The sequence below is a fragment of the Micromonospora sp. C51 genome (assembly GCF_018070435.1).
Classification (GTDB): Bacteria; Actinomycetota; Actinomycetes; order Mycobacteriales; family Micromonosporaceae; genus Micromonospora; species Micromonospora sediminimaris.
This window is the reverse complement of the sequence record NZ_JAGPXQ010000037.1, coordinates 1-21,205: the sequence shown is the minus strand read 5'-3', so window position 1 is coordinate 21,205 and position 21,205 is coordinate 1. Positions and strand designations below refer to the sequence as shown.

Sequence of the window (21,205 nt, the reverse complement as noted above, 5' to 3'; positions counted from 1 at the left end):
CGTCCGCTGGGTCCGAGGACGTCACCACCTACCGCCGTCGGGAGCGCTACAGCCACTCAAAGGTCGAGGCTGGGTTTGGCGTATCAGGACTCAGGGCGCTCAGGCTGGTGCTGCGTTACTTCCCGAGCATGAGATCGCTGCCGTCCAGACGTTGCGACCTGACCGGACCTGACAGTGCAGCTCCGCGGGGTTCGCGGGCGTGGCTGGGGACGCCGTGGCACTCATCTGTCCCGTCCGACTGCCGACGCCCGCATGGCCGTCAGGTCCTGACCGGTCCGGGTGGGGTTCGTACGACCTGACAGCCGGTGTCTGGGGAGTGCGAGCGCGGCGGGTGGGGTCGGCGGCCGTTCCTTCGGGGCCGATGGTCTGCGGCCACTGTCGCTCGCGGCGGTGACACACCACCACGAACTCGCTTCGCAGCCGCTCCTGCTACTGGCCGGGCGCTGCATGCGTACGAGTTTCTGCACGCAACCTTCGGCGAGTACCTCGGCGCCCGCGCGCTGGAGCGGGATCTGGCCGACCACGTCGAGGACGACATTCGACAGCGCCGCCGCAGCCGGGTCGCGCCCGTGACGACGCCCTTCTGCACGCGTTGCTGTCCTTCTTGGTGAGGGAGCGGTGCGTCGCGCGGTCGATCGGCCGATGATCGTCGTGGTGCTCCCAGATCTGGCCGGTCCGGTGGGGATTGCAGGTGGGGCCGCCAACGGACGTCTATGGCGCCGAACCGGCGTCTACGTTCCTCAATGGATGAGCGGCTGACCTGCTGGAGCGCCGCTCCCGCAGTTCAGCGTGCTTGGTGTGGTCCGTATTCACGCAGGCGTTTCACCGATGCATGGGTCACCTCTTTGCCGTCGGAGAAGTCCGGGCGGTGTCGAGTGCAGCGTCCACCACAGAGGTCATGGGGGCATGATGAGGTCTCTTGCCATTCCCTCTACACCGGTGTAGGAAATGTATTGGCTGCTGTGGATGTGGTCGTCGTCGGGAAGGTCTCGGTGGCCGATCTCGATGGTGAGGGCGTGTCGATGCGGCAGGCCTTGACGCTCTGAGAGGAGCAGCAACGCGATGTCACACAGCAGCGTCCCCCGGATGACCAGCCTTGTCGCAGCCGCGGCTCTGGTGGTGGTATCAGTCATCGCGGCCGCCCCGGCGGCTACCGCGACCGACACGTGGCACTCGAACGACGACGTCTATCACTACTTCAAGGTGCCGCAGTCGCAGGCCAGCAGCATCGTCGGCGGAACGCCGGCAACGCTCGAACTGGAGGCGAACATCGGCCCGAGCGGCACCTGGTCGGCGCTCGCGCTCGACCCGAGCGGCTCGGACTACGCCGCGAACGTCGGTCCGCTCGAGCCCGGGCTGTACCACTACCAGTACACCGCGACCATGCAGGACAGGTCGAAGGTGTCCTTCCGCCAGCCTGGCAGCCCGGTGGCGGTGACGTCGAAGCCAAACTGGAACACCTTCTTCGTACCGGGTGAGTCGGTCGCGTGGATGGACGACATCGCTGCGGGCGGGACCATGGAGGAACTGTCCTACCCGAGCGCGACGGCGGCGGAGGACCGTACCGCCTTGGTGTGGACGCCGCCCGGCTACGACTCCGCCCGGGCCGAGGCGTACCCGGTCCTGTACCTGCTGAGCAGCGAGGGTCAGACAGCTCGTGAGTGGCTGGAACTTGGCCGGGCGAAGCAGATCCTCGACAACCTGGTCGCAGGCAGGGACGCCAAGCCGATGGTGGTCGTGATGGCTGACGCCAATTCCGCCGACCCCCGCGCCGAGCTGCTCAACGCCATCGTCCCCGCAGCACGGGCCGGCTACAACATCTCGTCTCGGCCCAAGAAGCAGGCGCTGGCCGGTGTCGGCACGGGTGCCGAGCAGGCGATCAGCATCCTCCGCAGCGATCCCGGCGCATTCGCCTACGTCGGCTCCTTCTCCGGCTCTGTCGACGGCCCGATCACCAGGGCGGAGGCCAAGGCGATCAACAAGGGCACCAAACTGCTCCGGGTGTACGTCGGCAACACGCTCGATCCGTCCTACAACGACAACTACGACCTGCTGGTGGGCCTGAAGAGGTCCGGAGTGAAGTTCGAGTTCGACGGCGTCAACCCCGACGACGGCGCCACCTGGGACGCGTGGCGGGAAAACCTGCGAGACTTCGCCGCTCGGCTCTTCGGACAGAAGGTCGTCCGCCACGGCGCCAGCAAGGGACACCGCGCGCTGACCCGGCCGTACGAGGCCCCTGCGGCCGGGTCGATCACGACCCCGCACATCGACCCGCACGGCATCGTCACGTTCGAGACCGGCACCCAGTGGGCTGGCGCCAAGGACGTCACGATCTGGGGCAACTGGGCTCCGAATGGCCAGTGGTTCCGGATCCCGATGGAGAAGCAGCCCGACGGCCGCTGGCGCGTGACGATTGGACCGCTCGACGGCTACTACTACTACCGGTACGTGGTCGACGGCGTCGACATGAAGGACCCCGCCGACACCGTCAACACCCACGTGATGGAGTCGCAGCTTTTCGTGCCGGGCAAGTCCGACGCGATGCTGGCCGACGTCCCCGAAGGCCGGGGCGGCGAGGTCACGCTGATGACCTACGACGGAGGCCAGGGCGCAGAGCGCTACGCGTACGTCTGGACGCCGCCAGGCTACGATCCTGACCGCGAAGCTGCCTACCCGGTGCTGTACCTGTACCACGGCGGGGGCCAGAACTACGGCAGCTGGCTCGAAACCGGGCGTGCCAAGCAGATCCTCGACAACCACCACCTCAACGGGACAATGGTGCCGATGGTGGTGGTCATGCCCGACCAGAACGGCGTCGACTTCTGGACCGACCTCAGCCAGCACGTGATGCCAACCGCGGCGGACAAGTACAACATCTCGACTGATCCGGATGAGCAGGCGCTCGCCGGTCTGTCGTGGGGAGGCATGAACACCCTCGGCACCTGGCTCGGCCACCCGGGCGAGTTCGCCTACGTCGGTGTCTTCTCGGGGTTCCTGTTCTCATACCCCAGTGGCGTCGACGTCCAGGCGATCAACGAAGGCACCAAGCTGGCACGGCTGTACTCCGGTGACGTCGACTTCACGTACACGTTCACCCAGAACACGATGCAGTGGCTGACCTCCCAGGGCATCGAGTACGAGTACGCCGGCACCTGGGTCGGACCGCATGGCTTCGACATCTGGATGGCGAATCTGATCGACTTCGTGCCGCGGATCTTCGCGCCCGAGTACCGGTTCGGCGGGGTGCGGCCACCGCTGGCCGGCGACGGCTCCGACATCGTCAAAGCCGGACGCCCCGTACCGGTCAAGTTCTCTTTGACCGACGCAGACGGCGAGACGGTCACCGACGCACGGCCGCGCCTCTACCTCGTGAAGAAGACCGACGGTGTGGCCGGCAACCGCGTTCCGGCCACACCTGTCCAGAAGTGGGCGGACAACACCGCGCGCTACAGCGCCGCAAGAAACCAGTACATCTTCCACTGGGACACCAGCGGGCTCGCCCCGGGTGCCTACGAGTTGCAGATCGACCCGGTCCGCGGCTCCGTTCACACCATCGCCCTGACCATCAACTGACCTCGCGTCACGCGGCCGGCGCGCCCCGGATCGGGCGGGCCGGCCGCTGCGTCCAGGGGTGGTGAATGGTGCAGTCTTATACGCTGGCCGACGAATCGACGGGCGGCGGGAGGGGCTGTGGCACGCAAGACCAACAGGTCGGCGACGATGCGCGACGTCGCCCGACTCGCCGGGGTGTCGATCAAGACGGTGTCCAACATCCTCAACGGCTATCAGTACGTCCGTCCGGAAACCCGCGAGCGGGTGGACGACGCGATCCGTGAGCTGGGCTACCACGTGAATGTGTCGGCGCGGAACCTGAGCCGAGGCCGGACCGGGGCGATCGCTTTGGTGCTGCCGTCGCTGCGCGTTGTGTACTTCGCCGAACTTGCGGACGCCGTTATGCGAGAGGCATCCAGGCGAGGCCTGACCGTCTTCATCGAGCAGACCAACGCCGAGCGCGACCGCGAGTTGCGGGTACTGGACGGCAGCTACCGGTCACGCTTCGACGGCGTGCTGTACTCCCCGCTCGCGCTGGGCCAGCAAGACCTCCCGCTGTTCGACGTCGACTTCCCCCTCGTGCTCCTGGGCGAGCGGGTGTTCGATGGCGGCCTCGACCACGTCACGATGAGCAACGTCGACGGAGCACGGGCGGCGACCGAGCACGTCCTGGGCCAGGGTGCGACCACGGTAGTTCCCCTGGGCGTCAAGGACGACCCATCGCCGAGCAGTGGAACGCTGCGGTTCCAGGGCTTCCGGGACGCCCTCCAGTCACGAGGGTTCGACGTCGACCCACGCGCAATCATCGGTGTACCCGACTATTTCCACTCCACCGGCGCCACGACGATCGCTCGCATCCTTGACAGCGGCGTCAAGCCCGACGCGGTTGTGGCGTTCGCCGACACACTTGCGCTGGGTGCGCTCGCCGCCTTTCAGGACCGCGGCCTACGGGTTCCCGAGGACGTCCTGCTGATCGGCTTCGACAACATCGACGAAGCGAACTACTCCCGACCCCCGCTGAGCACCATCGACCCCGGACGCGACGTGATCGCACACCAGGCAGTCGCCCTGTTGGAAGAGCGGATCCAGCTCCAGCTCGAGGGTGTGCCGCGAGAGGAACAGCCGGCGCCCCGGAGGATAGTCGTCGACTTCGAACTGATCCAGAGGCAGTCGACGCTGCGCTGAGGCGTCCTGCCACACCGGTTGCCCAAAATTGCACGGTGGCGCCCGTCGGCGTACCGCTGTGACTGGCACATCTGGGCCGTGAACCGGACAATGCGAACCACCTCGGCCAGATGCGCGGTGGGCTGGGGAACGCATTTCCGCGGTGCAGGTCCGCGTATCGGTCGCGTGTTCAAAGCCGGTGCGTCGGCCGTCTCCCACTACTCGGTCCGCTTTAGATCTCGCTGCGCGATGGCGCGTCCTCAGGCAAACTCTCGTGCGGTGGATTCCAGCCTCTCGCGGTAGTCCGCCCACCACGCGTCGTCGCCCTGGACCACGTTGTCGCTCGGCCGCCGCCAGCCGACCCGGCCGTCAGTCAGCTCGCGCACGATATCGGCGTGCCCGGCGTGCCGGTTCACCTCGGCGAGCATGTGCACGAGGATGTGGTGAAGCGTCACCGGCGTGTGTTGCCACCACCGCACCGAGCCGGGCGCGTCGATCGGGAGCGTCTCGATCGTGACGTCGGCGTGTGCCCAGGCTCGGTGCCACAGGCCGATGATGTCGTCGCGGGACTCGTCGGCTGTGGCCCACATGTCAACGTTGGGTTCGGCGTCCTCGTTCAGGCCAGGGATGGGTTCGGGAAAGGGGCGGCCGAACACCTCGCCGAAAAACCCGGCGGTCACCGAGGCCACGTGCTTGACCAGCCCGAGGAGGTTCGTCCCGGTCGGCACGAGCGGGCGCCGCACGTCGTATTCCGACAGCTCGTCGAGCTTGCCGAGCAACGCCTCGCGCGCCTCCCGCAGGTACCGATGAAGATCTGCCTTGGCGCCGAGGTCTGTCATGCCGTCCAGGATGTCACCGCCCCGCCCGCCGCGAGGCCCGGTACGCCCGCGTTTCGAGCCGCGGCGCGGTGGCAGCCGCGTGAACGCTGGTCATCGCTATTGTCACGTCCGACCGATGAGAGTCGGCTCTTCCGTCGACCGCCTACGGCAAGACTGGGCTGCCCCGAATCTTGTGGAGAATCCCGCCGTCCCCATCCGACACTCTCCGGCTTGATTACTGCCAACCGGTCAACCGTCGCCCTCAGTCGGCCGGACTGGAGCTGCACGCCGGCACGCACCGTGAGGCCCGGACGGCGGCAGATCAGGATTCCGCGGCACGTCACGGTCCGAGTGCTCAGCAGCGTCCGCACTGGCACCTCGTCAGCGGAGCCAACACCCACACGAGCAAGTACCTCGCGTGCCAGAATCCGGCATGACAATTCGCCGTGCCGTGCCCGACATCAGCACCGCCGATCCGGTCGCGAGCAGCGGCTTCTACCAGCTTCTGGGCTTCCGTAAGGAGATGAACCTGGGCTGGGTGGTCAACTTGGTCTCACCGTCGGACCCCACCGCGCAGGTCATCCTCATCACCAAAGATGCAGGGGCCTCCGTGAACCCGGACCTCAGCGTGGAGGTCGCTGACGTCGATGCTGTCTACGAGGCGGTACGCGCGACGGGCGCAGAGATCGTGCACCCGATCACCGACGAGCAGTGGGGCGTCCGGCGCTTCTTCGTCCGCGACCCGGACGGCAATGTGGTCAACGTCGTCAGCCACCGCTGACCGGCAAGAGGGCCAACGGCGTACCGTCCCAACAGGCCCCCTCGAGTCTGGGCTGATACGTCCGAAGTGGGCGGACAAGGGGACGGCAAGTAACTCGCCACGAGCGTCTTGTGGCCGCCGAGCATTCGCGGCATGTCGCCGGTCAGGCTGTCCGCGATGTGAGCATGTTCGGTGAGCTCGCGCGCCCATCGTAGGCCGACAGGATGATCAACTGACCGGGGCGGTGCCTTGGCCTGTACGCCAATTGTGCGGAGCTTGTATGGACCCCACCGTATCGTCCTACCGTCAGATCGGCCCATGGGAGAGATCCCGTTGGCCTCGCTGTGACATGGCGCTGAACCCCGCCCGATGTCCTTGGGCACACCGCCGCGACTCCGAAGATCACAGGTCAGCTGACAAGGTCACCATTGCAGATGAATGGGAGGAAACATGGGTAGCATCACCCGGCGAGTGCAAGCGGTAGCTGACCGGATGCTTGAGGTTGTTGTGCCTCGTGCCGACGTTCAGGCCATCGACTGCTGGAGCGAGTACCGGTGCATGACCCTCAACAATGTGCGGTACCGCTGGACCCGGCGGTGCTGCTACTACGGGCCGAGTCGACCCATGAGCTGCAACGCATGGACCATCTTCTCCACTGAGGGCTGTTAGCACCGGCGCCATCCGGAGTAAGGAGCAGAGCATGGCGGGAGGCGGCTGGTGATGTATCTGGCGGTGGCCTGCCGCGCTCTGCTCTTCGGCGTCTTCCTGTGCTCACTGGTCAGCAAGCTTCGCGGTCCGGCGGCGTATTCGAGCTTTGTCGCTTCGACCGGTGACTTGTTGGGCCGGCCGCGCCACGGTGTGGCCGTGGGCGTGGCCGCGGCCGGTACGGTGATGGCCGAGGCTGTGGTGACGGTGCTGGTGGTGATTCCAGCGACGGCGCCGACCGGGTTGACGCTGGCGGCAGCGCTCCTGGTGGCGTTCTCGGTCGCCATCGTGCGGTCAATGCGGGGCGGGCGGCGGGCACCGTGCCGGTGTTTCGGCGCATCGGAGACTCCACTAGGCGTGCCGCACGTGGCGCGTAACATGCTGCTGGCTGTCGCGTGCCTGGGTGGCCTGGTGGCGACGACCGCAGCGACTGGTGTCGGCCGACATCCCGCCGGCGTCGCCGTGGCGCTTGCCGTGGCCGCGGCGGTGTTGCCTTTCGTATTGCGGCTCGATGACCTGGTGGCGCTGTTCCGTCCCACCTATCATCCCGGAAACCTTCGGAGGAAGTGACGATGCCCTTCGTCGTCGCCGCAGTCGCCCTGCTTGGGGCGTTGTGCATGGTGAACCTGCTGTTGACGTTCGGGGTACTGCGCCGGCTGCGGGAGCAGACCAATGAGCTGAACCGACTCTCGGGCGCCCTACCGCCCGCAATGCCCGCACCCGAAGAGCTGGTGGGCACGCCTGTGCCGGCATTTGCGGCGACCGCGATCGATGGCACACCGGTCACCCGGGACAGCCTGGTCGGCCGAGCGCAGTTGGTGGGATTCTTCTCCGCCGGATGCGCGCCGTGCCACGAACAGGCGCCCCTGTTCGCCAAGTGGTTGGCTGAGCAGGGCGGCGAGGCCAGCACGGCGGTCGCGGTCATCACCGACTCCGGTCCGGAAGCCGTTGAGCTGGCCACGTCGTTGACCGACATGGCGACCGTGGTCGTCGAACCGGACGCTTTCGCGGTGTCCCAGGCGTTCGGGGTACGAGGCTTCCCGACGTTTCTGCGGGTCGATGCCGACGGCGTCATCGCGGGTGCGGACGCCACGGTGCGCGGCGTGGTGGGGCACGTGGCGGCCACGTCCTGACGATGCCAGCTTCCGAGATGCCGGTGACGGAGCCGGCCAGCCCGCAGCGCCCGCTCCACGAACTGGCCAGGGTGTGGCGGACCGCGTGGCAGGCGGGTCCGTGGTTGACCGTGACGCAGATGGTGACGACCGTTGCCAGTGGTCTGCTGCCAGCGACCACCGTGTGGCTGACCAAGCTTGTGGTGGATGGCCTGGCGGCCGGTCGGGTCGAGGCTGCCGTCGGCGCCGGAGTGGGCCTGGCCGGCGCCGGTCTGATGGCCGCGGTACTGCCACACCTGGCCAGCTACCTGCAGGGTGAGCAGCAACGGCGGATGGACCGCCTGATGCAGGACCAGCTGTACACCGCGGTGAACTCCTTCCAGGGGTTGTCCAGGTTCGAGAACCCTCGGTTTCTCGACCGGCTGCGGATGGCGACCGAGGCGACCGGTCCGGCACTCAGCCCGCTCACGTCCGGCCTGCTCGGCCTCGGCCGGGACGTGATCACGCTGCTCAGTCTGCTCGGCACGCTGTACTTCCTCAGCCCGGTGATGACCGCGGTTGTAGTGATCGCGGCGGTGCCGGCGCTGCTGGCGGAGATCTCGCTGGCCAGGCAGCGGGTCGGGATGTACCTGGGCCTGTCGGCGGCGATGCGGCGGCAGGCCTTCTACGGCCAGCTGATTACCGACGTCGGAGCCGCCCAGGAGGTCCGCCTGTTCGGCCTTGGTGACTTCTTCAAGGGTCGGCTGCTGCGCGGACTGCGCGAGGTGCAGGACGGGGAACGGCGCCTCGACCGGAAGGTGCTACGTAGCCAGTCACTGCTGGCGCTGCTGAGTGCGGTGGTCTCCGGGCTCGGCCTGGTGTGGGCGATACACAGCGCCACCACCGGACGGCTGACGCTGGGCGACGTGACGGCGTTCGTGGTGGCTGTCGCCGGTATCCAGGGGTCGCTCATGGGCCTGGTCAACGGCATTGCCAGCGGGCACGAAGCGCTGCTGATGGTCGGCCACCACTCCGCCGTACGCCGCCTCGGTGACGACCTGCCACCCGCCCGCCGACCGGCACAGCTCCTGCCGCTGCGGCACGGCATTGAGGTACGGGACGTGTGGTTCCGTTACCACGACGACCATCCATGGATCCTGCGGGGCGTCAACCTGACCATCTCCCAGGGCCAGTCGGTCGCACTGGTCGGGCTCAACGGCGCGGGCAAGAGCACCCTGGTCAAACTGTTGTGCCGGTTCTACGACCCGAGCCGCGGCGTGATCCGCTGGGACGGTGTCGACATCCGCGACCTGGATCCAGCGCAGTTGCGGCGCCGGATGGGCGTGTTGTTCCAGGACTTCGTGTCGTACGACCTGAGCGCCGCCGAGAATATCGGGGTCGGTGACGTCGATGCGATAGCCGACCGGCGCCGGATTGAGGATGCGGCCGGCGCAGCTGGCATCCACACCAATCTGGCCGCGCTGCCGCGGGGCTACGACACGCTGCTCAGCCGCCTCTTCTACCTGGAGGAGGAGAAGGACGACCCGGACACCGGTGTAGTGCTGTCCGGCGGCCAGTGGCAGCGGCTGGCCCTGGGCCGGACGTTCATGCGTGACACCCGGGACCTGCTAATCCTCGACGAACCGAGCGCGGGCCTGGACGCGAAGGCCGAACACGAGATCCACCAGCGCCTTCAGATGCATCGTGCCGGCCGCACCAGCCTGCTCATCTCGCACCGGCTGGGCACGGTTCGGGATGCTGACGTGATAGTCGTGCTCGATGGTGGCCTGGTTGCCGAGCAGGGCAGCCACGACGAACTGATAGCCCTCGGCGGCCGGTACGCGCAACTGTTCCAGACCCAGGCCAGCGGCTACGGCGCAACAGCGGTCGAGGAGATCCGATGATTGCTCAGGCGGTGGCCAGCGCCCTGGTCGTCGGCGTCGTAACCGGTTGTGTGGCGTGCTGGCTGCGGCACACCTTCCTCGTCACCACCGTGGCCGGGCGAAGCATGCTGCCCACGTACACCAGCGGTGACCGGATGCTGGTGCGGCGGGTGCCACTGGCCAGGGTCCGCTCTGGCGATGTCGTCGTCCTCGCCGACGGCGACCTGCCAGCGCCTCCCACCCGGTCGGCCAGCACGCGACGCGATCCACCAGGCGAGCTCATCGTCAAACGCGCCGTGGCCGTACCAGGCGATCCCGTACCCGCCGGGGTACCCGTACCCGACCAGGTCGTACCGCCCGGCTATCTGATCGTCCTCGGTGACAACGCCGACGCCAGCTACGACTCGAGAAATGCCGGCTACTACGCCGCGGACACGCTGATCGGCGTCGTGGTCCGCGCTATGCGGCCCAACCAGCACAGCTGAGCCTGCCAGGCCGTCTGAGCGGTGACCGTCGATGTCGCCGACCGGCACCAGTGACCCATGTCGATGGATGTATCGAAGTCGTTGATCGCCGTTCCGCTCAACGGGCCGAAGGACGCGGACGCGGGGGTCGTCCCTAGCGGCCCCGCGTACCTGCTCGATGATGCCGCCGTCGACACGACGGGTGTCGCCGCAGAGCTGGACGATCGGCCCCCTCCAGCATCGGCAGGTGGAGTGCGGATGATCCTGGCTGGATTGATGTCGGTTGGAGTTGTCGTATTCGGGCCGCGTGGTTCGTAGCTAGTGTGAGAGGCCGCCCACGAGGGCGCGGTCGCGATCAAAGGAGATGCTGGTCGATGCAGCACCCACTGGCCAAGATCCGCCGCATGTTCGAGCTCGTCGAGCCGATCGCCACCGTCACCTTCTCCGAGGTGCCGAACGAGGCGTTCCTGGCCTTGGGTATGCGCAACTACTGGGACGGGTACTTCGCGGGCCGGGCCGCGCCGCTGGGCTTGGCGCCGGCCGAGGTGGTGCACGCGGTCTTCTACAACTTCGCCGCCGGCGAGGTGGCGCGCCACATCCCGTGGGTCTGGGGGAAGACCACCCCGCAGGAGGCGATCGCCGTGCGCGAGCGGGGCAGCGCTGCAGCGCTGCGGCAGAGGATCGGCCAGCTCGCTGAATCTCCCGGTCTGGTGCGGGCCGCCGGCCTGGCCACCCGGGCAGCGGTCAGCGCGCCGACCGAGGGCCGCGCGCTGTACGCCGGGCTGCGGGCGCTCGTCGTGCCCGAGGAGCCGGTGGCCAGGCTCTGGCACGCGGCGACGCTGCTGCGGGAGCATCGCGGGGACGGCCACAACGCCGCACTCCTCGCCCACGGCATCGGCGGCACCGAGGCCCATGTTCTGCTCGCCCTTTCGCTCGGCATGAGGACGGAGGAGTTCGGTCGGATCCACCACCTGCCCAAGGCGCAGCTGGCCGGTGTCGTCGACGGGTTGCGCCGCCGCGGCCTCGTGAACGCCGCCGGCGGGTTCACCGACGCCGGCCGGGAGACCAAGACGCGGATCGAGGCCCTCACCGACGAACTGGCGGCCCCGGCGTATGACGTGCTCGCCGCCGACGAGCTCGACGAGCTGATCGTGGCGCTCGAGCCGATCGCCGCCGCGGCACAGGGACTCGACGACTGAGCGGGCGCGTCAGGCGACGGCCACGAGATCAGACGGTTGCTGCGCGCAGGCACTCGCGTGGGCTGTCCCGCAGCGAACGCACCGCGGCCATGAGCGCGCACCCGGGATGCGGGACGGGTGGGGTGGCTGCCTACACCGCACGGGGCGGTCACCCATTGGCGGCTTCGGTCCAGCGGACCCGGCGAGGTGACCGCCGAAGAGGCCGACCACGTCAAGCGCCTGACACACATCTGACCGACATCCCGCCTGCCTGAGGGGCCTCCCAGGCCAGCCCGACCGACCGGGCAGCGGCCCGATGGGTACGTCATTTGCCGATGATCCGCGGAGCATCGAAATCGCGGTTGTCAATGACGATGTCGGCTCGCTGTTGCGGGGAGCATGCTCTGACGTAGATGCGTTGGGCCTCCACGTAGCGCCGCATGCTCGGGTGCTCTGGATCGGGGTTCGTGCCGTCACGATCGGCCATACGCCTGGCCGTTTCATCGAAGGGGACATTCAGGAACACCGACAAGTCCCAGGCCGTGACGATCTCGTCCCGATGCAGAAACAGCCCGTCGACGACGAGCACCGTTCCAGGAAGGGCGGTAAGGGGCTCCGGGTCGAGGGTGATGTCGGTCGCGAGGTCATGCGCGGCTGGCCGGTATCGCCGGGAGCCGGCCGGGCCGAATGGCTCCAGGACGTCGGTCTGGAATCGCAGGTAGTTGTACGAGTCCTGCCAGAAACCTTCCGGAGACTCGCGTCCCTGTCGGTACCGGACCGCTCGGACGTTGTGGAAGTCGTCGAGTGATATCCGCACGACGCGGCGGCCGAGAGCGCGCACGGCTGCGGCTAGTTCGTCGGCGAACGTGCTCTTGCCGGATCCGTCCGGGCCGTCGACAGCAACGCGGAGACATCCAGGGCCGTCGGGTGCGGGAATGCGCTGTGCGACCTGCCCAATGACGTCACGCCGCTGCGCAGAGGCAATCATCCGGCAAGTCTCCCAACCAGCGAACCGAACAGCCGCCCGGGGCAACGACCCACGGCCTCTCGGCATGACCGTGCGCCGGGTTCTCGCGTCCTCGGTCGCCTACCGTGACGCCCGACCGCCGGCAGATGTACTCGCCGATCTTGACGCACTTGGATGAAGCTCGGAGCGGCGACGACCTGCGCGACAGCGCCGGCCCAGTTCGGCTACCCGTGGGAAACCGACGACCCCCAGTAGGCTGACCATGCTTGATTTGTCACAGTCTGCGGAGCAGTCAGGTGGTTGCGTACGTTGCTCAGCGGTTGATTCGTTCCTGGATCCAGGCGAGCATCGTGCTGCTGTAGTCGGAGCTGATGGATTCGAGGGCGTCGACCCCGCCGACGGTCGGCAGGTGAGTGCAGCCGGCAAGGCAGTGGATGGTCAGGTCGCTGGTAGCGGCGGCGCGCCGCCATACGGCGATGCTGTCCTCGGCGGGAGTCCATTCGTCGGCCTCGCCGTAGAACAGCAAGGTCGGGCAGCGCACCTGGGCGATGACCGGCTCCGGATCGTAGTCCATATCGTCCCATGCGCCGGGATAGCCGTGCAGGTCGCGCGGCACGTACACGAGTGGAAACCACGGCCGGTCGGCGTACCGGTCGATGACCGCCTGAGCGGTGTCCCGGTCGATGTGCCCGCGTACGACATTCTCGAGTGCTTCTCGCAGGCGGCTCAGGTCGGCCAGGTCCGCGCTTCCGTAGCCGTGTAGGAGCAACTGCTGCGCCGTTCCGTACCGCATCTGGGCTGCCGGGCTGACACCGCTGCTGGCGACCAGGATGAGGAAGGAGACCAGCTCGGGCCGACGGGCCGCGACTGCGGACGCGGGCCAGGCGCCCTGGCTCCAGCCCCACAGTCCCACCGGGACGTCGCCGACGCGATGGCGCACCTCCGCGATAGCCGCCACGGCGTCGTCGGCCTGAACGGCGTACGGCACGTCGCCCTGCTCACGCGGGCGACGGTCGAAGCGCAGCACCGCCACGCCGGCCGCAGGAAACGCGCGCGCCACGTGTTCGTACAGGAAGTACGAGCGCCGCGGCATACCAGAGCCGTGCAGGACGACGACCGCGCCACGCGCTGGCCTGTCCGGCGGTACGGCCAGCGTGGCTGGTAGGGACACGTCGCCAGCATCGATGAACAACTCCATCCGGCGAGTCAAACAGGCACCGGCAACGACGTCCTTTCCAGCACGGGTGTTATGCATGCGACCAACGGTCAGGAGCTGCGCCGCCGTCGGCGGAGCGTGCTGGTCGCCGGTCTTGAACGGTTCGGCGCGGTGGTGTTTCGCTTCCGCACTGGTCGTGCGGTCGGAGTTCGGCGCTGGCCAGCAGACGCGCTCCGAGATGAGTCTCGTCCTCGGACGCAGCGACGCGAACGATCGGTTCGTCGCGCTCTACCAGGACGACCGCGGCGTCTGCCGAGAGTTCGCCATGACTTTCGACGGCGAGCACTGGACGGTGACCCGTGAAGACCCGGACTTCCACCAGCGGTTCATCGCCAACGTCGACAAGGACCGGATCCTCGGCCGCTGGGAGGCGTCCGAGGACGCCGGCACGTCCTGGCGGACAGACTTCGACCTCACCTTCGACCGCGCCTGAGATCTGACGCCTTCGATCGACGAGCACCGCGCGCCAATCGGTGGCATGTGAACGCGCCGACGCCGTCACGAACTGGCGGTGTTTCACGTGTTGCTATCGCGTGTGGCTGTGGCGGTGTTGTAGCCATTGGGTTGCGGCGGTTGCGAGGCGGAGCTTCTCCTCGGCGATGGCTTGCAGCCCGGTGGGCATCGGTGTCAGTGCGCCCGCCATCAGGAAGCCGGTATGCGCGGCGAGGATCGCGTCGAAGGAATATGGCGGGCACCTCAGAGCCGGCAATGCTGCGTCAAGGTGCGGTTGGGGATCGATGCCGTCGGCTGCCATGCCGGTCAGCAGCGCGATGAGGTCGATGACGGGGGCACCGAGTCGGGCGTGCGGCCAGTCGACGAACATCACGCGGTCGCCGCTGAGCAGGATGTTGTGTGGGTACAGGTCGCAGTGCACGAGTGAGTCGCCCTGTGCCGCGTGCAGCCCTTGCTGCTCGATCGCGGTCAGTCGATCGAGGTGGTGCGATGCCCAGGTCGAGACGGTGTGCAGCCGGGCGATGCTGGACGGATCGAGGGCGAGGTCAGCCCAGCCGCCGAGTCGCGGGTGGTCGCGCGGTAGCGCGATCGGTGACGGTGTGGTCGCCTGAGCGAAGGCGACTGCCTGCGCGACAACGCGCTGGATCTGCCGTGCCGTCCAGAGGCGCCCCGGCGTGACGCCGTCCACGTGCTCGAAGACGAGCATCACCCATCGACCGTCGTCGTGTGTATTCAGTAGTCGGGGCACGGGCAGGCTCTGCGGTAGCCGCCTCGCAACTTCGGCCTCGGCGCGGTAATGCGACGCCTCGGTCGGCCACAGATGCGCGTCCACCGCCTTGACGAAGGCCCGGTGGCCACCGCGCAGGGTGAGCCGGGAGGCGAAGCCGGGCGAGAAGCCGCCGGCACAACTCTCGGTGGAGGCCACAGCGCCACCCAGCAGACCTTCGATACACCCTCGAACCGACGCCGGCAGTTCGGCCCAGCGGGGTCGTTTCCTACTCGCGAACAAGGCCGTACTCCTCAGCTGTTGACGCAGGATCTCATCGACGGCGGAGACGAACTGCTGGCCAGCGACCGGGTAGAAACCAACCCGTTCAGCGTCGGCCTCATCAACACCCCAGGCAGGCAACGACTGGCGACTGCCGGGAGACAAGAATGCCCGTAGCGAGTAGTTCGCGGCAATCGAGGATCCTTATGCCGACAAGCCTGATTGACATCCATCGCGAAACTCGATACGACACAGGCGGGTCCAGTGTTGGTCGATGTCAGTACCCTGCCGGCATGGATCGGTTCGCCCGCAGCCGAGTCAGAAGCCACACGGTGCGGGGTTTACCACCCGCCGCCTACTGCGGCTTCGTATTGGTCTTCGGGGCGGTCCTCATGGTGATGGGGGCCGAGCGAAGCTACGCGTTCGTCGCTGGGGTGCCAGGACACGTCACGGTCAGTGAATGCCACTTCGAGTCTGGCAGTAAGCGGGACGGCTGGGCGTGTTCGGGTCAGTTCACCGCAGACGACGGTAGCGTCCGCATCGACCGGGTACACATCCGCCCCTTGCTCTACGACCGGCCCAACGGCGCGATCGGTGCCAAGGTGGCGGGGCCAAGCGCGACCTCCGCATGGGAGCCGGACCCCTGGTTGCTGCTGCCAGCCAGCGGAGGTCTAGTCCTTCTCGTACTCAGCGCCTTCGGTCTGTGGTCGACGCTGCGCCCCGACCAAGACGGCCCGGAGGGCGCGGAGCTGGCGGAGGCGCGACGGCACTCGCCGCACGACCGGCCGAACCGACCTGGCGGTGGATCGGCCTCAACCAGGCCAACTGCGCACTCACCATCGTGCAATGGCACTCAGAGCGACCATCAACCCTGATCTGCTTCAACGACACGGGACACCCTCTAGCCCTCGGTACGCCCGCATGCCGCCACCGGCGGGATTCTCCGGCCGCGCTCGGTGCCGACCTAACCGCGGCAGATCATTGCGCTCGATCTTGGTGCTGCGCGGTCAGACCTCGGTAGCGTTCCGGGTCGGACCTGTCGCAGAACCCGAGGGACGAGGGCTCCGCGAGCAAACGTGGTTGGTGAGGTGCCGCGACGTCGTGGAGCGCCCGGGTGGCGGAGCTGAGCCGCTGCCACCCTCTTCCGGGACACCTATTAGACGCCACATAGTACCGGCCGTATTATGTGGCACATGGTAGTGAACGGCGAGTCGGGCGAGTCGGCCGAGCGGCAGGCCCAGCTCCTGCGCGGCTGCTTGGACATGTGCCTGCTTGCGCTACTTGCCGCCGAGCCTGCGCACGGCTACCAACTCGTCCGCCGACTCGACACCGCTGGATTCGGAACGGTGAGCTACGGCACCGTCTACCCGTTGATCACCCGACTGCACCGCTTGGGACTCGTGGCCAACGCGATGCAACCCAGCCCCAACGGCCCGCCCCGCAAGGTCTATCGACTGACGGACACCGGCCATGACCGACTGAACGTCTGGCGCGAGCAGTGGACGCATTTCGCAAGCGTCGTGAACGAAACCCTCGCCGTCCGTCCACTGAATCCGGGAGATGACCATGAGCACGTCGACGCCGGCCGTTGACAACCTCCTCGCCGCCGCAGACCGCCAGTGGCGCGCTCTCGGCATTCACCGCCGCGACCGGGCGACACTTGCTGCCGACCTGCGAATCGAACTCGACGCCGCAACTGCCGACGGGATCGATCCTGCGACACTTCTCGGCACCGACCCCACCGGCTTCGCCCTGAGGATCGCCGAGGAAGCCGGCGTGCAGCGGATCCCACCGCGCTACGGCCAGGTACTCGGCGTGGCCAGCGCGGGCGCAGTGCTCTCCCTCATCTCGGGGTACATCCTGGTCATCGGCCTACACCAGGCATTCGTGGCGGTATTCGACCTGCCGCGCGATGTGCGCGTACCGGTGTGGCTTGCCGCTGGGATCTTCTACGGCGCCGTCGCAGCGGTCGTCGTCGCCGGCGCCGTCCTCGCCGTGCGCATCGCCCTGCGCGACGTACCCCGCATCCGACACACCGCTACGCGAATGACACTGCTGCTGCCACCCACGATCGCCGCCGCGATCGCTGCCGCAGCCGCATTCGGCTGGGCGCTCGACTTCCCGCTCACCCCACTGGCGATCGGAACCGAAGCCGCGATCGTCCTCGCCGCCTTCCTCGCCGCAACGGCGCTGGCCCGCCGCAAGTCGGTCACATCGGCGGGCTAAGCCAGCCGATGTGACGCATCAGCAAAGGGCGAGGCAGCCACGCGTCGGCTCAACCCCGGAGCGTGCCCCGATTTTCCAAGCACCTGCGCTATCGGCCAGAACCTGCACCGGCGAGGCAGCCGGTCAGATGCCGTCACGGTGCGTCGCGAGCGACCCGCGGCAGTTGAGGATGTTCGGGCAGCGATATGCGCCAGTCGATTGGAACAGTTGGCGAACCGGTCGATAGGGTCTTTCGGGTGCGGCTAAGGGTTCTCGGCGGGTGCGGCGCATGGCCAGAGGCGGGCCAGGCATGCAGCGGCTACCTCGTGGAGCACGATGGGTTCCGGCTGCTCGTCGATCTCGGCTATGCGACCGTGCCGCGGCTGCTGGAACACATCACCGCGGACCAGGTCGACGCGGTGTTCATCAGCCACGGACATCCCGATCATTGCGCCGACCTGAATCCGCTGCTGCGGGCGCGAGCGCTGCGTGATGATCCACCGGCGCCGCTACCGGTGTACGCGCTGCCTGGCGCGCTGGATGCGGTGTTAGCGCTGGACCGCCCCGGGATGCTGGATGCCGCCTACGTTCTGCGTGAGATCACCGTCGGCAGCCGCCTCGACATCGGCCCGTTCCGGGCCCAGACCCGATTGCTGCCGCACTGGGTGCCAAATGCCGGCGTACGGCTGACGGCGGGCGATCGGGTTCTCGCGTACACCGGTGACACCGGCCCGAGCCCCGACGTGGTGGAACTGGCGCGCGACGCCGACCTGCTGCTGGCCGAGGCCACCTACCTCGATGAAGTGCCGGAGGACTCCCGGCGCTACCTGTCGAGTGCGCGCCAGGTAGGTCGGCAGGCCGCCGATGCCGGCGTCAGACACCTACTACTGACCCACCTGTGGCCAGGCACGGATCCGGCGGCTGCGCGAACCGCAGCCGGTCACAGGTACGACGGTGAGATCGGCGTCGCCACTGCTGACCTGGTCCGGGACCTGACCTAGACCTCGGCGTTCTCTCAGCTTCAGAGGCGTCCACGCCGGACATACCTTCATTCCGGCATAGTTCGCTACGCACTTTCGTCGCATGATCGAGTGCACTGCGCCGGGCAGTGGCCAACGCGCGGATGGCGGCAGAAGCGTGCATGACCTCTGCCGGCTCACCGGCACTACTGGATGATCGACAAGAGAGTCGTCGGGCGGCCGCGTACGTGGTGGAATTCCGTATGCGGATGAGCGAGGTGCTGACAGAGCTCGTCAGCCGAGACGCGCGCGGCGAGGAAATTATCACGGGAACAGAGGAGATCGAACGATGGACGGCGTGGACCCGGCTCGACTACGACGCCTTCCTGGATGGTCTGGCCATGGAACTGGCCACCCTCTATGACCAGGGCCGATTGCCGTTTGGGACGTGCGACGAGATTGTCAACTGGTTCCATGCTCACCACACGGCCACCTTCGACACAGCGCTACCCCAGGTGTTTCTTGACGTGTTCGAGGCGTTCGACGAAGGCGAGTATTACCACGGCGGCGATCCTTCGGAGGATCCGGAGAAGGCCTACACCCGCCCGATGATCAAAGAAGTACTGGCACGTAGCGATACACGAAAGTTCAGCTCAGCACCGAACAGTGACGCCTCCTATGCCGCACCGGATCATCGCGCATGATCTCCTACCCGCTCATCGGCACGACCGCGCGGCTGGCGGCAGATGAGTACGTCGCGTGATGTCTCAGGTGGGTCGCTGACGAGCGGCAGCGATCTCGGCATGGTGGTCGACCGCCCAGCCGGCCAGTGCGGAGAGCGGTTCTAGAAGGCTGACACCGAGTGGTGTCAGTCGATACTCGACGCTCGGCGGCAACGTCGGAAAGACTTCACGTTCGACCAGGCCGTCGCTTTCCAGTGTGCGTAACGTCCGGGTGAGCATGCGGGGGCTGATGCCTTCCACGGCCCGATGCAACTCGTTGAACCGGTACGGATGCCGGCCGAGCAGGGTGACCAGCAACAGCGTCCACTTGTCGCTCACCCGCCGCAGCACGTCGGTGACGGGACAGCGCTCGTACTCGCCGACCGGAACGGGCATCGGCAGCCGATGGTCGTGTAGTGAGGCACTCACACCGATGTTACTTGTGGACATAAAGATGCCTTCTTTCGCCTCCACCGACCGGCTGCCGAGAATGAGCACGTCAGTGAGCAACAATAGTGGGGGACGGCATGGGCGTCGTGGTTGTCAGTGGCGGCACGAACGGGATGGGACGTGCGTTGGCGCTGGGGCGGGCCGAACGCGGTGACCGCGTCCTGGTGCTCGGCCGCAGCCGCGAACGCGGCGAGGCGCTGGCCGGGGGTTCGATTGCCTTCCTTCCCGTCGACCTGTCCAGCGTGGCCGAGACGCGCCAGGTCATCGACCACATCCTTGCCGAGTACGAGGTCGTGGACGCGCTGGCGCTGTTCGCCAATGCTGTGGCGCCCCGCCGCATCGTGACAGTCGATGGCCTGGAGCGCACGTTCGCCCTGTACTACCTCAGCCGATATCTGCTCAGCTTCGGCCTGCGTCCGGCCCTGGACCGGGCCACCGCCCCGGTGATCGTGAACGTCGCTGGCGTCGGGGTCACCAAAGGCAAGGTGCACTGGGCCGACCCGCAGATGACGTTGGGCTACTCGGCTATCGCCGCACAGTTGCAGGCCGGTCGCGCCAACGATCTGCTTGGCGTGGGCTTCAGCCAACGGTCCGGCAGCCACGCTCGATATGTGCTCTACCATCCCGGGTTCACCAAGAGCGGCGACCGTAGCGCGCTCCCCCTACTGGCCCAAGGGCTGCTCGCGGTCGCGGCCGCGGTGGCGGCCCGACCCGTCGCAGACGCAGTAGCTCCGATTCACCGGATCTTGGACGTACCGCCAACCGCGCCGGTGACCCCTTCGATCGGGAAAAGCGACTTCCGCCCAGTTTTCCGACCCTCGACCCCCATGACGCCGAGCGGTTGATGGACCTCACGGAAAAGCTCCTGAGTTGATGGAGCGTTCTTGTTTGCTGCCAGCTGGTGAAGCCAGTCGCGTCCGCCGTCTGCCACTTACCCGGGCAGTGCTCCCAGACCAGCGAGTAACTCGTCTCTTTCGGATGCTGACAGTGCCTGGTAAATGGGCTCGTCCAGCCGGTTGGTCGCTTCCTCGATGGTTTGCCGTTGCGGATCCTGAGGTGTCAGCGCCCTTAGCTGTGCCAGGGTGAGTCCCGCAGCGGCCCAGGCCGCACGGTGTGCGTCAGCCCGGTGATGACGCAGCGCCCCCAGCCGAGAGGTCAGGCGAACGGTCGGAGTGGCGTCAGATGGCTCATACACCGGGGTCATCGCTCGAAAAGCCGGGCCGCCGGTGGCTTGGCCTGCCGCCAACAGGCGACCGACGAGATCCGCCAGTCGAGGAACGATAGCCAGGCCGGGCATCGTCGCGATCGCCTTCCGATCCCAAAACTCCTCGGCCCAATCTCCCAAGGCACGCTGTACGGCCAGCGCCACCTCGCGGCCTCGTTCGGTCAGCCGCCACGTGCCGTCGGTGTCGACCTCTGCTATGCCCTGTTCGAGCTCGCCGGTCATATCGGATCCGGAGTAGGTGGTGGCGGCGGCGAAGCTGTCAGCGGTCATTGGACGGGCTAGTGCCGTGACCACGAACGTTTGGGGTGTTGGGTCAGGCTGCGCGGGTGGCGGGTTGGCCCCAGCGTTGTTGTCGTTCGCTGCGGATGCGGGCGCGTTCGCGGCGTTGGGCGGCCAGGACGTCGG

The 21,205-nt window shown here is 67.3% G+C and carries 20 protein-coding genes; 14 read left to right on the top strand and 6 right to left on the bottom strand.

Going from position 1 to position 21,205, the window contains the following annotated elements; translation table 11 throughout:
- The first annotated feature begins 1,086 nt into the window (after positions 1-1,086).
- Both KBX50_RS26160 and KBX50_RS26155 read left to right on the top strand, forming a co-directional pair.
- Positions 1,087-3,573, top strand: coding sequence for an alpha/beta hydrolase-fold protein (locus KBX50_RS26160; RefSeq protein WP_210940338.1), 2,487 nt, complete (start codon positions 1,087-1,089; stop codon positions 3,571-3,573).
- Between the two features lie 117 nt (positions 3,574-3,690).
- On the top strand, positions 3,691-4,737 hold the full coding sequence (locus KBX50_RS26155) for a LacI family DNA-binding transcriptional regulator (RefSeq protein WP_210940337.1): 1,047 nt from the start codon (positions 3,691-3,693) through the stop codon (positions 4,735-4,737).
- A 239-nt stretch (positions 4,738-4,976) separates the two neighbouring features.
- Here KBX50_RS26155 and KBX50_RS26150 read toward each other — a convergent pair whose 3' ends face one another.
- Entirely contained in the window at positions 4,977-5,555 is a 579-nt protein-coding gene (locus KBX50_RS26150) for a DinB family protein (RefSeq protein ID WP_210940336.1), read from the bottom strand.
- Positions 5,556-5,967: 412 nt separating this feature from the next.
- Here KBX50_RS26150 and KBX50_RS26145 point away from each other — a divergent pair, with 412 nt between their 5' ends.
- The 6 genes from KBX50_RS26145 to KBX50_RS26120 all read left to right on the top strand — a co-directional run bounded on the left by KBX50_RS26145 (position 5,968) and on the right by KBX50_RS26120 (position 11,636).
- Positions 5,968-6,315: a VOC family protein gene (locus tag KBX50_RS26145; protein ID WP_210940335.1), complete on the top strand. Its 348-nt coding sequence runs from the start codon at positions 5,968-5,970 to the stop codon at positions 6,313-6,315.
- Positions 6,316-7,014: 699 nt separating this feature from the next.
- Positions 7,015-7,569 (top strand): MauE/DoxX family redox-associated membrane protein, encoded by a 555-nt coding sequence (locus KBX50_RS26140; RefSeq protein WP_210940334.1) that lies wholly within the window; start codon positions 7,015-7,017, stop codon positions 7,567-7,569.
- 2 nt (positions 7,570-7,571) lie between these two features.
- A complete protein-coding gene (locus tag KBX50_RS26135) occupies positions 7,572-8,132 on the top strand; it encodes a TlpA disulfide reductase family protein (protein ID WP_210940333.1) in 561 nt (186 codons plus the stop codon).
- A 119-nt stretch (positions 8,133-8,251) separates the two neighbouring features.
- Entirely contained in the window at positions 8,252-9,994 is a 1,743-nt protein-coding gene (locus tag KBX50_RS26130; protein ID WP_210940332.1) for an ABC transporter ATP-binding protein, read from the top strand.
- Entirely contained in the window at positions 9,991-10,458 is a 468-nt protein-coding gene (locus KBX50_RS26125) for a S26 family signal peptidase (protein WP_210940331.1), read from the top strand. The genes KBX50_RS26130 and KBX50_RS26125 overlap by 4 nt, the downstream gene beginning before the upstream one ends.
- A gap of 353 nt (positions 10,459-10,811) precedes the next feature.
- Entirely contained in the window at positions 10,812-11,636 is an 825-nt protein-coding gene (locus KBX50_RS26120; RefSeq protein ID WP_210940330.1) for a MarR family transcriptional regulator, read from the top strand.
- A 304-nt stretch (positions 11,637-11,940) separates the two neighbouring features.
- On the opposite strand, the gene KBX50_RS26115 is transcribed toward KBX50_RS26120, so the two are convergent.
- A complete protein-coding gene (locus KBX50_RS26115) occupies positions 11,941-12,603 on the bottom strand; it encodes a uridine kinase (RefSeq protein ID WP_210940329.1) in 663 nt (220 codons plus the stop codon).
- A 292-nt stretch (positions 12,604-12,895) separates the two neighbouring features.
- A complete protein-coding gene (locus tag KBX50_RS26110) occupies positions 12,896-13,780 on the bottom strand; it encodes an alpha/beta hydrolase (RefSeq protein WP_210940328.1) in 885 nt (294 codons plus the stop codon).
- 196 nt (positions 13,781-13,976) lie between these two features.
- Here KBX50_RS26110 and KBX50_RS26105 point away from each other — a divergent pair, with 196 nt between their 5' ends.
- Positions 13,977-14,231, top strand: a complete 255-nt coding sequence (locus KBX50_RS26105) for a hypothetical protein (protein ID WP_210940327.1) — start codon at positions 13,977-13,979, stop codon at positions 14,229-14,231.
- A 93-nt stretch (positions 14,232-14,324) separates the two neighbouring features.
- On the opposite strand, the gene KBX50_RS26100 is transcribed toward KBX50_RS26105, so the two are convergent.
- Positions 14,325-15,176, bottom strand: a complete 852-nt coding sequence (locus KBX50_RS26100; RefSeq protein WP_210940326.1) for a phosphotransferase — start codon at positions 15,174-15,176, stop codon at positions 14,325-14,327.
- Positions 15,177-16,432: 1,256 nt separating this feature from the next.
- Between KBX50_RS26100 and KBX50_RS26095 the strand changes: the two genes are divergently transcribed.
- The 4 genes from KBX50_RS26095 (at position 16,433) to KBX50_RS26080 (ending at position 19,107) form a co-directional block, all read left to right on the top strand.
- Positions 16,433-16,831, top strand: a complete 399-nt coding sequence (locus KBX50_RS26095; protein WP_210940325.1) for a PadR family transcriptional regulator — start codon at positions 16,433-16,435, stop codon at positions 16,829-16,831.
- Complete coding sequence (locus KBX50_RS26090) at positions 16,806-17,465, top strand: hypothetical protein (RefSeq protein ID WP_210940324.1); 660 nt, start codon at positions 16,806-16,808, stop codon at positions 17,463-17,465. Before KBX50_RS26095 ends, KBX50_RS26090 begins: the two co-directional genes overlap by 26 nt.
- 185 nt (positions 17,466-17,650) lie before the next feature.
- On the top strand, positions 17,651-18,445 hold the full coding sequence (locus tag KBX50_RS26085) for an MBL fold metallo-hydrolase (RefSeq protein WP_247674456.1): 795 nt from the start codon (positions 17,651-17,653) through the stop codon (positions 18,443-18,445).
- 227 nt (positions 18,446-18,672) lie between these two features.
- A complete protein-coding gene (locus tag KBX50_RS26080) occupies positions 18,673-19,107 on the top strand; it encodes a hypothetical protein (protein ID WP_210940322.1) in 435 nt (144 codons plus the stop codon).
- A gap of 63 nt (positions 19,108-19,170) precedes the next feature.
- On the opposite strand, the gene KBX50_RS26075 is transcribed toward KBX50_RS26080, so the two are convergent.
- Positions 19,171-19,521 (bottom strand): helix-turn-helix domain-containing protein, encoded by a 351-nt coding sequence (locus tag KBX50_RS26075; RefSeq protein ID WP_247674455.1) that lies wholly within the window; start codon positions 19,519-19,521, stop codon positions 19,171-19,173.
- Positions 19,522-19,652: 131 nt separating this feature from the next.
- Here KBX50_RS26075 and KBX50_RS26070 point away from each other — a divergent pair, with 131 nt between their 5' ends.
- Positions 19,653-20,420 (top strand): SDR family NAD(P)-dependent oxidoreductase, encoded by a 768-nt coding sequence (locus KBX50_RS26070; RefSeq protein WP_210940320.1) that lies wholly within the window; start codon positions 19,653-19,655, stop codon positions 20,418-20,420.
- Positions 20,421-20,506: 86 nt separating this feature from the next.
- On the opposite strand, the gene KBX50_RS26065 is transcribed toward KBX50_RS26070, so the two are convergent.
- Entirely contained in the window at positions 20,507-21,070 is a 564-nt protein-coding gene (locus KBX50_RS26065) for a hypothetical protein (RefSeq protein ID WP_247674454.1), read from the bottom strand.
- Positions 21,071-21,205 lie beyond the last annotated feature (135 nt).

Coding starts and splice junctions, on each gene's coding strand:
- KBX50_RS26160 (WP_210940338.1), top strand. CDS start 1,087: ATGACCAGCCTTGTCGCAGCCGCGGCTCTGGTGGTGGTATCAGTCATC.
- KBX50_RS26150 (WP_210940336.1), bottom strand. CDS start 5,555: ATGACAGACCTCGGCGCCAAGGCAGATCTTCATCGGTACCTGCGGGAG.
- KBX50_RS26145 (WP_210940335.1), top strand. CDS start 5,968: ATGACAATTCGCCGTGCCGTGCCCGACATCAGCACCGCCGATCCGGTC.
- KBX50_RS26140 (WP_210940334.1), top strand. CDS start 7,015: ATGTATCTGGCGGTGGCCTGCCGCGCTCTGCTCTTCGGCGTCTTCCTG.
- KBX50_RS26135 (WP_210940333.1), top strand. CDS start 7,572: ATGCCCTTCGTCGTCGCCGCAGTCGCCCTGCTTGGGGCGTTGTGCATG.
- KBX50_RS26130 (WP_210940332.1), top strand. CDS start 8,252: ATGGTGACGACCGTTGCCAGTGGTCTGCTGCCAGCGACCACCGTGTGG.
- KBX50_RS26125 (WP_210940331.1), top strand. CDS start 9,991: ATGATTGCTCAGGCGGTGGCCAGCGCCCTGGTCGTCGGCGTCGTAACC.
- KBX50_RS26120 (WP_210940330.1), top strand. CDS start 10,812: ATGCAGCACCCACTGGCCAAGATCCGCCGCATGTTCGAGCTCGTCGAG.
- KBX50_RS26115 (WP_210940329.1), bottom strand. CDS start 12,603: ATGATTGCCTCTGCGCAGCGGCGTGACGTCATTGGGCAGGTCGCACAG.
- KBX50_RS26110 (WP_210940328.1), bottom strand. CDS start 13,780: ATGGAGTTGTTCATCGATGCTGGCGACGTGTCCCTACCAGCCACGCTG.
- KBX50_RS26105 (WP_210940327.1), top strand. CDS start 13,977: ATGAGTCTCGTCCTCGGACGCAGCGACGCGAACGATCGGTTCGTCGCG.
- KBX50_RS26095 (WP_210940325.1), top strand. CDS start 16,433: ATGGTAGTGAACGGCGAGTCGGGCGAGTCGGCCGAGCGGCAGGCCCAG.
- KBX50_RS26090 (WP_210940324.1), top strand. CDS start 16,806: ATGAGCACGTCGACGCCGGCCGTTGACAACCTCCTCGCCGCCGCAGAC.
- KBX50_RS26085 (WP_247674456.1), top strand. CDS start 17,651: ATGCGCCAGTCGATTGGAACAGTTGGCGAACCGGTCGATAGGGTCTTT.
- KBX50_RS26080 (WP_210940322.1), top strand. CDS start 18,673: ATGAGCGAGGTGCTGACAGAGCTCGTCAGCCGAGACGCGCGCGGCGAG.
- KBX50_RS26075 (WP_247674455.1), bottom strand. CDS start 19,521: ATGCCCGTTCCGGTCGGCGAGTACGAGCGCTGTCCCGTCACCGACGTG.
- KBX50_RS26070 (WP_210940320.1), top strand. CDS start 19,653: ATGGGCGTCGTGGTTGTCAGTGGCGGCACGAACGGGATGGGACGTGCG.
- KBX50_RS26065 (WP_247674454.1), bottom strand. CDS start 21,070: ATGACCGCTGACAGCTTCGCCGCCGCCACCACCTACTCCGGATCCGAT.